At 69.7% G+C, this 12,984-nt stretch carries 11 protein-coding genes; 4 read left to right on the top strand and 7 right to left on the bottom strand.

The window, feature by feature from the left end; translation table 11 throughout:
- Positions 1–136: 136 nt before the first annotated feature.
- From BN6_RS29205 to BN6_RS29220, 4 genes are all read right to left on the bottom strand, one after another.
- Complete coding sequence (locus tag BN6_RS29205) at positions 137–1,054, bottom strand: hypothetical protein (RefSeq protein ID WP_015103434.1); 918 nt, start codon at positions 1,052–1,054, stop codon at positions 137–139.
- A 184-nt stretch (positions 1,055–1,238) separates the two neighbouring features.
- Positions 1,239–1,874, bottom strand: coding sequence for a DUF4360 domain-containing protein (locus tag BN6_RS29210; protein WP_015103435.1), 636 nt, complete (start codon positions 1,872–1,874; stop codon positions 1,239–1,241).
- A gap of 78 nt (positions 1,875–1,952) precedes the next feature.
- Positions 1,953–2,576 (bottom strand): DUF4360 domain-containing protein, encoded by a 624-nt coding sequence (locus tag BN6_RS29215; protein ID WP_015103436.1) that lies wholly within the window; start codon positions 2,574–2,576, stop codon positions 1,953–1,955.
- Between the two features lie 307 nt (positions 2,577–2,883).
- A complete protein-coding gene (locus tag BN6_RS29220; RefSeq protein WP_015103437.1) occupies positions 2,884–3,402 on the bottom strand; it encodes a MarR family winged helix-turn-helix transcriptional regulator in 519 nt (172 codons plus the stop codon).
- 59 nt (positions 3,403–3,461) lie between these two features.
- On the opposite strand from BN6_RS29220, the gene BN6_RS29225 reads away from it, so the two are divergent.
- Positions 3,462–4,973 (top strand): GGDEF domain-containing protein, encoded by a 1,512-nt coding sequence (locus BN6_RS29225; RefSeq protein WP_041314463.1) that lies wholly within the window; start codon positions 3,462–3,464, stop codon positions 4,971–4,973.
- 488 nt (positions 4,974–5,461) lie between these two features.
- Here the strand turns inward: BN6_RS29225 and BN6_RS29230 are convergent, their stop codons facing one another.
- The 3 genes from BN6_RS29230 to BN6_RS29240 form a co-directional block, all read right to left on the bottom strand.
- Positions 5,462–6,232 (bottom strand): cyclase family protein, encoded by a 771-nt coding sequence (locus BN6_RS29230; protein ID WP_148303071.1) that lies wholly within the window; start codon positions 6,230–6,232, stop codon positions 5,462–5,464.
- Positions 6,233–6,340: 108 nt separating this feature from the next.
- Entirely contained in the window at positions 6,341–7,555 is a 1,215-nt protein-coding gene (locus BN6_RS29235; RefSeq protein ID WP_015103440.1) for a zinc-binding dehydrogenase, read from the bottom strand.
- Positions 7,552–7,965, bottom strand: coding sequence for an acyl-CoA thioesterase (locus tag BN6_RS29240; protein WP_015103441.1), 414 nt, complete (start codon positions 7,963–7,965; stop codon positions 7,552–7,554). Before BN6_RS29240 ends, BN6_RS29235 begins: the two co-directional genes overlap by 4 nt.
- 643 nt (positions 7,966–8,608) lie before the next feature.
- On the opposite strand from BN6_RS29240, the gene BN6_RS29245 reads away from it, so the two are divergent.
- From BN6_RS29245 to BN6_RS29255, 3 genes are all read left to right on the top strand, one after another.
- Positions 8,609–10,015, top strand: a complete 1,407-nt coding sequence (locus BN6_RS29245; RefSeq protein ID WP_015103442.1) for a family 2B encapsulin nanocompartment shell protein — start codon at positions 8,609–8,611, stop codon at positions 10,013–10,015.
- Positions 10,016–10,181: 166 nt separating this feature from the next.
- Positions 10,182–11,591 carry a family 2B encapsulin nanocompartment shell protein gene (locus tag BN6_RS29250; protein WP_015103443.1) on the top strand — a complete coding sequence of 470 codons (1,410 nt, stop codon included), beginning with the start codon at positions 10,182–10,184 and terminating at the stop codon, positions 11,589–11,591.
- 229 nt (positions 11,592–11,820) lie between these two features.
- On the top strand, positions 11,821–12,861 hold the full coding sequence (locus tag BN6_RS29255) for a family 2 encapsulin nanocompartment cargo protein polyprenyl transferase (protein ID WP_015103444.1): 1,041 nt from the start codon (positions 11,821–11,823) through the stop codon (positions 12,859–12,861).
- The last annotated feature ends 123 nt before the right edge of the window (positions 12,862–12,984 follow it).

The raw sequence follows: 12,984 nt of genomic DNA on the forward strand, positions 1-12,984 counted from the left end.
GCCACCGAGCCGCCCCTCCGACGGCCCCCGGTGGCCGGACAACGCCGTCCGCCCACCGGGGGCTTTTCCCACCACACGGGCCGCAGCACAGTTCCGCCGCCACCAGCCACAACCCGCGTGACCACGGCCCTCGCACTCACCTCACGGCACGCAGCCTGACATCGGCCACCTTCAACGGCCGGCCGGTGAGTTCCGCACCCGTCCAGCGCGGGTCCGACCCACTCCACGACACCGACCCGCAGCCGAGCGCCACCACGGTCTCGCGGTCGGTCGGGGTGCCCGGGAACGCCACCGTCACCCGCACCACCCCACCCCCTCCCGGCACGTCCAGGAAGAACTTCTCCCGCACCACCTCGAAGAACCCGTCCAACCGGAGCTCCGCCCCCGCCTCACCGCCCAACCGGCACGAGTCGACGACGCTCACCTTCGCCGCCAGCCCGCTCCGGTTGACCGCCGACACCGTGACCTTCGTGAAGTTGTCCGTCACGTCGACCCGCTCCACCGTCACCTCCAGCGGCCCGACCCGGCCCGCCACGGGTCCGACGAGCCGTTCGGCGACCACGGCCTCGTGCGCGGTCACCCGGTCGATGGTCGCCGCGATCAGGTACGCGACCGCTCCCCCGACCACGAGCAGCACGAACGCCGCCCGCACCAGCGGCCACGGCCCGGCGCCCCTGGTGCGCACCTCGCGCAGTTCGCGCAGCAGGTGCACGATCAGCGGCAGCGCACCCAGCGCGACCGCCAGCCCCGCCGTCATCAGCGGGGTCATGGTCGGCTCGACGACCTTCACCACCGCCGTCACCACCAGCACCAGCACCAGGCACAGGACGATCCGGGCCGGCGTCAGGAACCGCCGACGCCGCCGGGGCGGCGGCCCGGTCCGCCGGGCCTGCGCGCGCAGCGGCTCGCGCGAGGACTCGCGGTAGGTCTTCCGGTACGGCTCGCGGTACGACTCCGGAAAGGACTCGCGGTACGGCTGGCGGAAGGACTCGCGGTACGACTTCGGCCGAGGCGGTCGGTGGGCACGTCGAGCCCTGTCCTGGGAAGTGCTCATGGCGCCCCCACCTCGTGTCGCGCAACGCCGGCCCACCTAGCGTGCACACGGGCGACCCGCCCCGGCTGGACCACACGCCGGGAAACCACTCGGACGTGGGAGGGAACGGGGTCGGCAACCGCGCGCCTGCCCACCCCGCCCACACCTACGACCCAGCCTCCCCCGACTCCACCTCAGACCCCGACTACGGGCAGACCTTCCACGCGAAGTGGTAGGTCGTGCTCAGACTGGTGTCCGTCGAGTCCATGGTCATGAAGCTGGTGGCCCGTGCGCCGGACGTACCGGCGCTCACTCTCAACTCGGTGTTGATGTTGAAGTTGCGCTTCTCACCACACGGCGCGTAGGCGACCGCCCCGATCGGGACCTCGTCGGTGGCCTCCCAGTTGTCGTCGAGCGGACCGTTCCAGGTGTGCGACTTGTACGTCGTCTCCGACATGCCCTGGAAGTAGTAGTTCGCCTTCTCCGTACCGGACGCGCCCCGCTCCAGCTTGCCGAAGCCCCGGTAATCGGACTTGGCGATGCCGTAGGTGAAGCCCTGCGGTACGTGGACCTCCAGGTTGAGCTGGCAGTTCTTCCGGAGGTCCGCCGGTGCGGCGCCCGGCCCGACCTTGGCCAGGTAGTCGCTGTAGGACACGGTGAACGCCTGGCGGTCGTCCGAGACCGCGACGGCGGCGGTGCCGGGCTTGCAGCCCGAGCCGTTCACGGTCAGCAGCTTGACGTAGATCACCCCGGGAGGCGGCGCGTCGTCGCCGGGCGCGCCTCCGGGGGGAAAGATGATCGCCGTCGAAGCCAAGGCGGCCGCGGCCACGAAGTTGAGCATGAATGCACCTTCCGACTAGTTCCGCGCGGCGGCGGCAGAAATGACCCTGAGCTCGCGGCGGCGGCCTGTCCGGAAAGGCTAGATGCAGCGCTTCCAGGAGAAGTGGTAGCGGGTGCTGGCGTTGCCGTCGGTCGAGTCCATGGCGATGAAGCTCGTCCCGCGCGAACTACCCGCGTTCACCCGCAGTTCGGTGTTCACGTTGAGGATCTTGCGCTCGCCGCACGGGGCGAACACGATCGAGCCCCATTCGGTGCTGTCGGTGGCCTGCCAGTTGTCGCTCTGCGGGCCGCGGAACGTGTGGCTCTTGCGCGCGGTGCCGGACTGGCCCTGGAAGTAGTAGCCGGCCTGCTCCAACGCGGTCGCGCCGGGCTGGAGGTGCGCGAACCCCCGGTAGTCCGCCTGGGCCACCCCGTAGGTGAAGCCCTGCGGGTAGTTCACCTTGATCGCGAGCTGGCAGTTCTTCCGGAAGTCGGTCGGCTCCGTGTCCGCGCCGGCCTGGGCGAGGTAGGAGCTGTAGGTGACCGTGAACGACGTGCGGTCAGGCGAGGAGGCGACCGCCGTGGTGCCCGCCGGGCACCCGGAACCGTTGACCGTGACCAGGTCGATCGTCACGTACTCGGGAGGGGCCTCCGTCTGCACAACGCCGCCTGTGGGCACGATCGCGGTCAATGCGAGGGCGGCCGCTGCCAATGTGGTCAGCATGAAGGGCCTTTCTGCTGCGTGGTGACGCGGCGGCGCGGTGGAAATGTAGCGCAGGAATCATGGCGCACGTTCCGCCAACCGGGTGGCGACCTTCTTTCAAACGTCGACCTGCCGCTGGCGAAAATTCCCCACAAGGTCGGATGACCACATGCCGTGAAAAGCCGTCAAACCCGCAACAACACTTTTTGAAGAATACTGTCTCTCCATTTCGGACCCAGCCCACCGGAAAACCGACACAATGCCGACGGCACCCGACACCACGAGCAACCCGGCACACCCGTCACATCATTCCGACCACGCACCCGCCTCAATCCGGCCGGGCCGCCACCACACGCCGTATCAATTCGACCATATGGGCGCGCTCACCGGAGTCCAATACCTCGAACCAACGCGCCTCACGCCCGTTCTGCCGCGGGAACACCCCGGAGACCGCGGTGCGGCCTTCTTCGGTCAGCGCGACGAACACCACCCGGCGGTCCTGGTCGTCCCGCGTCCGCTCGACCAGACCCGCGCGTTCCAGCGTGTTGATCAGGTTCGACATCGCCGACCGGGTGGTGCCGGACAGGTCGGCCAGCCGCGCGGGCTGCGTGGGCCCGAGGATCCACAGCTTGAACATCAACCGGAAGCCGGGCATCGTCCAGCCCTGCTCGCGGTGCACCAGCGCCTCGTAGTCGGTGATCATCATGTACGCGAGGTGCAGCACGTTGTACGAAAGCCCGAATGCCTCCGGGTCACCGCCGTTCTCCGCGATCCGGTACCGCGCGAACCGTTCGTAATCCTGCTCCGTCGCCACGTCCTCGGCGAGGGGAACCTCCTGCTCTGCCACCCGCGCATCCTCGCAGGGTGACCCGGTCCGTGGAACGCGAATGGGGCACACTTACCGACGTGCTGGGGACAAGGCGGTTCGGCGTCACGGCGGCACTGGTGCTCGCCCTGGCCACCGCCGCGTCGGTGGCGGCCAGTTTCGACGTGGTCACCGGCGACGCCGCCGTGGCGTTGGACGACCTGGCCCAGTTGGCGACCGGCCTGTTCGCCACCGCCGCGTGCTGGTGGACCGCGCGCAGAGCCCGCGGCCCGGACCGGGCGTGGCGGGTGGTCATGGGCTTCGGGATGCTCGGCTGGTCCATCGGCCAGTCCCTGTGGACGTGGTACCAGCTGGTCGAGGAACGCGCGGTCCCGTCCCCGTCGCCGGCGGACGCGGGCTACCTGAGCATCGTCCCGTTCGCCTTCGTGGCACTGCTGGTCATCGGCAGCCACCGCCGTTCGGAGAACCCGGACGCCCTGCTGGACCGCAGGTCGAGCAGCGCCCGCCTGGTGCTCCTGCTGGACGGCCTGATCGTGGTCGGGTCGCTGTTCCTGCTCACCTGGACCACGTCGCTGGGCGGGCTGGTGCAGGCCGGGAACCCCAGCACGGCAGCGTTCCTGGTGGCCATCGCCTACCCGCTGACCGACCTGGTGCTGCTGGTGATCGTCGTGGTCCTGAGCGCCGACCGGAAGATCGTGCTGCGCCCCCAACTGCGCCTGCTGGGGCTCGGCCTGGTGGGTTTGGCGGCATCCGACAGCGCATTCGCCTACCTGGTCAGCATCCAAGCCCCGGAAGTGCCGCCGCTGGCCAACGCGGGCTTCGTCATCGGCCCGGTCCTGATCGCCCTGGCAGCCCTCGCCCCGCCCGCCCAGCACACCGCCGCGCCCGCCAGGACGACCAAGTCCTGGCAGTGGGCCTACCTGCTCATGCCGTACGTGCCGCTGCTGGTCAGCACGGTCCTGGTGCTGCGCAGGACCCTGATCGGCGACCTGGAACCCCTCGACGGCGTGGAGATCGCCTGCGGCTTCACGGTGTTCGTGGCGGTCATCCTCCGCCAGCTCACGACCATCGTGGACAACACCAAGCTGGCGGCCCTGCTGCGGGAGTCCGAACACACCCTCGCCCACCAGGCCCACCACGACCCGTTGACGGGCCTGGCCAACCGATCCCTGTTCGAATCCCGCCTGGAATCAGCGATGGTCGCCCACCACGAAGCCGGAATCCCGTTCGGCCTGCTGTTCGTGGACCTGGACGACTTCAAATCCGTCAACGACCTCTCCGGCCACGCCCAAGGCGACGCGGTGCTGGAACAGGTGGCCCGCCGCCTGCAACAGTGCATCAGGGACACCGACGTAGTGGCCCGCCTGGGCGGTGACGAATTCGGCGTCCTGGTCAAAGGCGTCGAAGAACCGGAAAAAGTGGCCTTCCGAATCCTCGACGCCCTGGGCGAGGACATCAGCGCCAGCGTAGGCGTGGTGGTCTGCGCAGACCCAGACCCGGAAGACACCGCACAATCAGTTCTGAAACGTGCCGACAAGGCAATGTACGAAGCAAAACGCGACGGCGGCCGCGGTCTGGTAATACACCCCTAAACACCCCACCAACACACCCCACCCAGACCGCTCCCCACACCCACCCGAAGAAGTCGTGTCATCCCCGTATGGCCCGCGCGCAGCGAACCGCGCTTGAGTAGTCAGCGCAAGCACGCTTTTCGCTTGCGCTGACTACTCAAGGGTGGTTGTCTTCAGACCGGGCCATACGGGGATGACACGACGACCCACCGCTTTTCGTGTCATCCTTGGCGGCTCGCCCGTCCGGCGAGGACGCTTTTAATGCTTTCCCGCAGCTTCCCCAAAACCACCCAGGCGCGGCCGCCGGCCCCCGATCACCATTATCCCACGCACCACCGACAACGAACGACCAACCACACCCAGCTTCCACCCAGCTCAGCCGCTCAGCCGCCCAGCGTCCGCGTCCCACTCAGCACCTCAGCGTCCGCGCCCGGCCAGCACCCCAGCCCTCCCGCTCAGCACCTCAGCGTCCGCGCCCGGCCAGCACCCCAGCCCTCCCGCTCAGCACCTCAGCGTCGCGGCACGAAGGCGTAGATGCTGGCCGGTGAGCCTGAGCCCCGGCGGTTGATCGTGCCGCCCGCCATCACGTAGGCGCCGGTTTCCGGGAGGCGGGCCAGGTTGGCCAGGATCTCCAGGCTGATCCGGTGCTCCTGGTAGAGCAGCTTCGACACCGCGTAGGAGGTGTCCGATGCCGACTCGACGCTGAACGTGTCGGTCCCGAGGGCTCCGCGACGGCCCAGTCGGCCGGTGCGCACCAACCACTGCGCCGCCTCCAGCGAGAAGCCCGGCTGGTGCATCTGGCCGGTTGCGTCGTAGTTGAAGAACGCGGGCGTCCCCCACCGGTCTTCCCACCCGGTCCACAGCACCACCGCGGCTTCCCGCGGGATGCGGCCGTGGCGGCGTTCCCACCGCTGGAGGTCCGCGACGCTCACCTCGTAGTCCGCGTTGCGGCGGGCCTGCTCGCGGATGTCGATCTTCACCGCCGGCAGGAACAGGTCCTCGGTGTCCAGTTCGTCCGCGTACGGCTGACCTTCGTTGAAGTGCGCCGGCGCACCCCAGTGCGTTCCGGTGTGCTCTCCCTGCCGCACGTACTGGAGGTAGAAACCGTCCTTCGGCACCGTCGTCACCGTCTGCACGGTGAACTCCGGGTCCCCGGGGTACACGTTCGTCCGCTCCGGGTCGTTGACGTGCGCCAGGTTCACCAACCGGTACCCCCGCAGCGGGGAAGCGTCACCGCCCGACGAACCAGTGGCCCCAGCCGCCCCTGCCCCAGCAACCATGCCGCCCACTGTAGAAAAAACGCCCGCGAGCATCGACCGCCTGCGCACTGTCGGCCACTCCTCCGCCTAGCTGTTCACCCGATCCGGGCAACCTTAACGGCTGGCCGATCACATAACGATGACCTGCCGGACGGCTTCCCCGGACGCCAAACGGGCGAACCCGTCATTCACCGCGTCCAACTCCACACTCCCCGTCAACAACTCCCGCACGGGCAGCAGCCCCGCCCGGTACAGCTCCACGAAGCGCGGCACGTCCCGCCGGGGCACGCACGACCCCAGGTAGCTGCCCTTCAGCGTCCGCTCCTCCGCCACCAGGCTCAGCGCCGGCAACGACACCGTCTTATCGGGATGCGGCAACCCCACCGCCACCGTCACCCCACCGGGTGCCGTGGCCGCGTACGCCTGCTCCAGCACAGCCACCACACCGGTCGTGTCGATGACCTTGTCCGCGCCTCCCCCGGTCAACTCCCGCACAGCTCTTACAACACCAGCCCCGCCAACACCAACCCCGCTTCGACCCGCGTCGACCCCACCCAGGACCACCTCGGCACCCAGCCGCGCGGCCAGGTCGAGCTTCGCCTGCACCACGTCCACCGCGATGATCGACGCCGCTCCAGCGGCCCGAGCCCCGAGCACCGCAGCCAACCCCACGCCGCCCAGCCCGAACACCGCGACCCGATCCCCCGGCACCACGCCCGCGCTGTAGAACGCCGCTCCCACGCCCGTCAGCACCGCGCACCCGAACAGGGCCGCCACGTCGAAGGGCAGATCTCCCGGGATCCGGGTAGCCGACTTCTCCGACACCACCGCGTACTCGGCGAACCCGGACACTCCCAAGTGGTGGTTGAGCCGCGTCCCGTCGGCGTCACGCCACCGCCGCCCGCCTCCGAGCAACGTGCCCTCCCGGTTGGCCGCTCCGCCCGGCTCGCACAACGCCGGCCGCCCGGCGACGCACCGGCGGCACCCTCCGCAAGCGGGCACGAACGACAGCACCACCCGATCCCCCACAACAAACCCAGCCCGTTCAGCGAGATCCCCCACCGGCTCGGCGACCCGACCCGTCCCTCCCCCGCCTCGACCCGCCGCTCCGCCACCCCGACCCGCCGCTCCGCCGACCTCGACCACCTCCCCCGCGGCCTCGTGCCCCAGCACCATCGGCAACGGCCGCACCCGCGACCCGTCGATCACCGACAAGTCCGAGTGGCACAACCCGGTGGCCCCGATGCGGATCAGCAACTCGCCCGGTCCGGGTGGGTCCAGCGAGAGCCGCCGAACCCGCAACGGCCCGCCCACCGCGTCCAGCACGGCTCCGCGCACGATCACCGGACCACCAACCCCTCCATCGCGGCCCGCAACCCGGCCGGGATCTCCACCGGCTCGCGCGTCAGCCGGTCCACGAACACGTGCACGAAGTGCCCTTCGGCCACCACGTCGTCCCGGTCCACCGGGAAGAACCCGACCTCGTACCGCACGCTGGACCGCCCCAGCCTCCCCACCCGCAACCCGCCGTCCACGGCGTCCGGAAACGAGATCGGAGCCCGGTAGTTGCAGTGCGACTCCACGCACAGCCCGATGGCCGCACCACCGTGGATGTCCAACCCGGCCTCCGAGATCAGCCAGGTGTTGATCACCGTGTCCATGAACGCGTAGTGGACGACGTTGTTCACGTGCCCGTAGACGTCGTTGTCCGCCCACCTCGTGGGGATCCGCTGCCAGTGCCGGTAGTCACGCACACCCCAGTCTCACCACGGCACCCCGCCCGGCGGAACCCCGCCTCCCCAAATTATCTACCAGCGTTAGCTTTCCCTCCGCCCCGCCCCACCTGCACCTCACCGCACACCGCGCGAACCCACCCGATCGTGCGGTCCCACGAAGCCAACTCCTCCGTTTGATCAACATCACACCCCGCGTCCGGCGCTACCCCACCCCCCGCACGCACGTCACAGCGTGACCGGACGGAGCAACCTCCACACCCTCCGCACCGCTCCGCTCCACACCCACCACCACCCGAACGGCTATTCGGCCACGCAGCTCTCCGCAGCAATGCGAAAGCTCTCCTCCGGACGGATGATCTTTAAGCCGCACATCGGCGGTATGTAGACCGGGATGACATCGCAGCCAGCCGTCAACACCACGTTCGAGTGAAGATCATTAGCCCGTGAGGGCGATAGATTCCACCTCACACCGAATGAACCCACTAACGCCGCGCAAAATCACCCAGAATTGCTTGCTCCGGTCACGACCTGCACGCCGAGTACACGAATGCCTTCCAGATAGCTCTATGGGAGGTCGCCGTGTTGGCCGCTTCCCGCCGCGCATTCGGCGTCACTACCGTCAATCCGGCCCAATGAACGAATCCGATTGGCGGTGTAAGTGGTGACTGTGACCGATTCGGACGTGGACACCGATCGGCCCCGGCTGAGCCTCGGCACAGCGGCGGCGCGGAACCTGGCCACGACGACCAAGTCCGTCCCGCAGATGCAGGGCATCACCTCGCGGTGGCTGCTCAAGGTGCTGCCCTGGGTGCAAGCCGCCGGTGGCGCCTACCGCGTCAACCGCCGGCTCAGCTACGCCGTCGGCGACGGCCGGCTGACGTTCACCAACACCGGCGCGGAGGTGCAGGTCATCCCGCTGGAGCTGACCGAGCTCCCACTGCTGCGCGGCTACGACGACGTCGAGGCGCTGGCCGCGCTCGCCGGCCGGTTCCGGCAGGTCGAGTACGGTCCGGGCGACGTCATCGTGGAGACCGGCGGCGCGCAGGACCAGGTGTTCCTGATCGCGCACGGCAAGGTCAACAAGATCGGCCAGAGCGAGTACGGCGACCAGACCGTGCTCGACGTGCTGGCCAACGGCGACTACTTCGGCGACCAGGTGCTGGCCGGGCCGCAGGCCGAGTGGGACTACACCGTCAAGGCGGTCACCCCGGTCATCGCGCTCACCTTGAGCTGGCAGGACTTCGAGACCCTCAACGGCAACGCGGGCGGCCTGCGCGCGCACATCCAGCACCAGCTCGCGGGCGGCGCCCAGCGCCAGAACGCGCACGGCGAAGCCGAGATCGACATCGCGTCCGGCCACGACGGCGAGCCCGCGCTGCCCGGCACGTTCGTGGACTACGAGCTGGCCCCGCGCGAGTTGGAGCTCAGCGTCGCGCAGACCGTGCTCAAGGTGCACAGCCGCGTCGCCGACCTCTACAACCAGCCGATGGACCAGGTCGAGCAGCAGTTGCGGTTGACCATCGAGGCCCTGCGCGAGCGCCAGGAGTACGAGATGGTCAACAACCGGCAGTTCGGGCTGCTGCACAACGCGGACCTCAAGCACCGCATCCACACCCGGACCGGTCCGCCCACCCCGGACGACCTGGACGAGCTGCTCGGCGTGGTGTGGAAGGAGCCGACCGCGTTCCTCGCGCACCCGCGGGTGATCGCGGCGATCGGCCGGGAGTTCAACAAGCGCGGCATCTACCCGTCCAGCGTGGACCTCGGCGGCCACCAGGTGCCCGCGTGGCGGGGCGTCCCGATCCTGCCGTGCGGCAAGATCGGGATCAGCAAGACCCGCACCAGCTCCATCATGCTGCTCCGCGCCGGCGAGCAGAACCAGGGCGTGATCGGCCTGCACCAGACCGGCCTGCCCGACGAGTACCAGCCCGGTCTGAGCGTGCGGTTCATGGGCATCGACGACAAGGCGATCATCTCCTACCTGGTCAGCGCCTACTACTCGGCCGCGATCCTGGTCCCGGACGCGCTCGGCGTGCTCGAACACGTCGAAATCGGCCGCGAAGACTGACCCCTCATGACACCCCCAGCACCGCCGCTCCCACGAACCGCGAGAACCGCGCGAACGGCAGCAACCCCACGCCGCACGAGCAGCACGAACCAAGCGAACCGCACGACGAGACCCAGCGCGATCCGCAACGCGAAACCAGTCCTCACAACGAGAGAGGGAACCTGACGTGACCGTGACGGACCCCGGCCCCACCGCGGAAGAGGCCGAGCACCAGCGGCAGAGCCTGAGCCCCGCGGGCGCGCGGAACCTGGCGACCACGACCAAGTCCACCCCGCAGATGCAGGGCATCTCACCGCGGTGGCTGCTGCGCAAACTCCCCTGGGTGCAGACCCAGGCCGGCACCTACCGGGTCAACCGGCGGCTCACCTACGCGGTGGGCGACGGTCGGGTGACCTTCATCAGCACCGGCGCGGACATCCGGGTCATCCCGCAGGAGCTGCGGGAGCTCCGGGCGTTGCGGGACTTCCCGGACGACGAGGTGCTGACTGCCCTGGCGGCTCGGTTCGAGCAGCGCGAGTACGCGCCCGGTGACGTGGTGGTCGAGGCGGGAGGGCGGGCCGACGAGGTCTTCCTGATCGCGCACGGCAAGGTGAACCGGATCGGCGAGGGCGAGTACGGCGACCAGACCGTGCTGGACACCCTGGCCGACGGCGACCACTTCGGCGACGAGGTGCTCACCGGCCAGGAGAGCGACTGGGGCTTCACCGCCAAGGCCGTGACCCCGGTGATCGCGCTGGTGCTGCCGTGGCGCTCGGTCCAGCAGCTCAACGGCCAGGCCGACGCGCTGCGCGCGCACATCGAGGAGGTCGGGCGCACCCAGGGCAAGCCGCAGAACAAGCACGGCGAGGCGGCGATCGAGATCGCCTCCGGCCACGACGGCGAGCCGGACCTGCCGACCACGTTCGTGGACTACGAGATCGCCCCGCGCGAGTACGAGCTCAGCGTCGCGCAGACCGTGCTGCGGGTGCACTCCCGCGTCGCGGACCTCTACAACCAGCCGATGAACCAGACCGAGCAGCAGTTGCGGTTGACCATCGAGGCCCTGCGCGAGCGCCAGGAGTACGAGATGATCAACAACCGCGAGATCGGGCTGCTGCACAACGCCGACCTCAAGCAGCGGATCCACACCCGGAGCGGCCCGCCCACCCCGGACGACCTGGACGACCTGCTCAGCCGGCGGCGCAAGACCGCGTTCTTCCTCGCCCACCCGAAGGCCATCGCCGCGTTCGGCCGGGAGACCTCCAAGCGGGGGCTCTACCCCGGCACGGTCGACGTCGACGGCACGCACGTCACGACGTGGCGCGGGGTGCCGATCCTGCCGTCCAACAAGATCCCGATCACCGACCAGGGCACCAGCTCCATCCTCGCGATGCGCGTCGGGGAGCAGGACAGCGGCGTGGTCGGGCTGCACCAGACCGGTATCCCGGACGAGTTCCAGCCGGGGCTGAACGTGCGGTTCATGGGCATCGACGACAAGGCGATCATCTCCTACCTGGTCAGCGCCTACTACTCGGTGGCCGTCCTGGTCCCCGACGCCCTGGGCGTGCTGGAGCACGTGGAGATCGGCCGCTACTAGTCACCCCGGGGTGGCCGGACCGCGCCCGGCCACCCCCGCGTCCTTCGCCTCCGCACCTCCCTCCCGCACCTGAACGCACCTGAACGCACTTCAACGCACCTCCACGCACCCGCGCGGCCCACGTACCTCCAAGTACCCACGCTGCCCACGAATGCCCCACGCGGGCGCAGCGCGAGCCGCGTGCATCCCCCCGCAGAGCCGGGCGCTCACCCCGAACAGGAGTCCGCCGATGACCGATCTGGACGTCACCACCGCGCACCGGTCCGCGCGCGAGGTGCTGAGCTGGAGCCGCGCCGGACTGGACCCGGCGCTGCGCGCGGCGGTGGACCGGCTGCCCGACTCGATGCGGGTGATCGCGGGCTACCACCTCGGGTGGTGGGACGAGCACGGCCACCCGGCCGGCGCGGACCCCGGCAAGGCGCTGCGACCCGCGCTGGCGCTGCTCACCGCGCAGGCGGTGGGCGGCAGCGCGACCGAGGCGTTGCCGGGTGCGGTGGCCGTGGAGCTGGTGCACAACTTCTCGCTGCTGCACGACGACGTGATGGACGGCGACGCGACCCGCCGGCACCGGCCGACCGCGTGGACCGTGTTCGGCGTGAACGGCGCGATCCTCGCCGGCGACTCGCTGCTCACGCTGGCGCTGGACGTGCTCGCGGGCAGCGGCCACCCGGCCGCCACGCAGGCGATCCGGGTGCTGTCCGCCGCGACCCAGCGGCTCAACGACGGGCAGGCCGCCGACCTCGCGTTCGAGGAGCGCGGCGACGTGCAGGTGGCCGAGTGCGTGCGGATGGCGCAGAACAAGACCGCCGGGCTGATCGGCGCGTCGTGCGCACTGGGCGCGCTGTTCGGCGGCGGCACGGCCGACCAGGTCGAGCACCTGCGCCAGTTCGGCGAGCACGTGGGCCTGGCGTTCCAGTTCGCCGACGACCTGCTGGGCATCTGGGGCGACCCGGAGGTGACCGGCAAGCCGGTGTACTCCGACCTGCACAATCGCAAGAAGTCGCTGCCCGTGGTGGCGGCGCTGAACTCCGACACCACCGCGGCGCGGGAGCTGGACGAGCTGTACCACACCGAAGGCCAGCTCACCGGTGCCGAACTGGAGCACGTGGCGCGGCTGATCGAGGCGTCCGGAGCGCGGGACTGGAGCGTGGGCCGGGCCGAGACCCTGCTGGCGCAGGCCCGCGAACACCTCCGCGCCGCCGACCCGGCCGAGCAGGCGGAGCGCGAGCTGGACGCGCTGGCGGCTCTCGCCACGCAGCGGGACCACTGAGCTTCGACCACTCGCTTCGGTCACTCGCTTCGGTCTCGCCGGAAGGCACGAGCCGCAACGCGCCAACCTCACAGCACGAGCCCACGAGCCACGAGCCGTGCCTCGCAGCACGAGGCACGGGCC

Origin of the sequence: Saccharothrix espanaensis DSM 44229, assembly GCF_000328705.1 — a bacterium.
In the GTDB taxonomy this organism is placed as follows: domain Bacteria; phylum Actinomycetota; class Actinomycetes; order Mycobacteriales; family Pseudonocardiaceae; genus Actinosynnema; species Actinosynnema espanaense.

Excerpts from the sequence above, each read along its gene's own strand:
- BN6_RS29255 (WP_015103444.1), top strand. The coding sequence starts at position 11,821 with ATGACCGATCTGGACGTCACCACCGCGCACCGGTCCGCGCGCGAGGTG.
- BN6_RS29230 (WP_148303071.1), bottom strand. The coding sequence starts at position 6,232 with ATGGTTGCTGGGGCAGGGGCGGCTGGGGCCACTGGTTCGTCGGGCGGT.
- BN6_RS29210 (WP_015103435.1), bottom strand. The coding sequence starts at position 1,874 with ATGCTCAACTTCGTGGCCGCGGCCGCCTTGGCTTCGACGGCGATCATC.
- BN6_RS29215 (WP_015103436.1), bottom strand. The coding sequence starts at position 2,576 with ATGCTGACCACATTGGCAGCGGCCGCCCTCGCATTGACCGCGATCGTG.
- BN6_RS29205 (WP_015103434.1), bottom strand. The coding sequence starts at position 1,054 with ATGAGCACTTCCCAGGACAGGGCTCGACGTGCCCACCGACCGCCTCGG.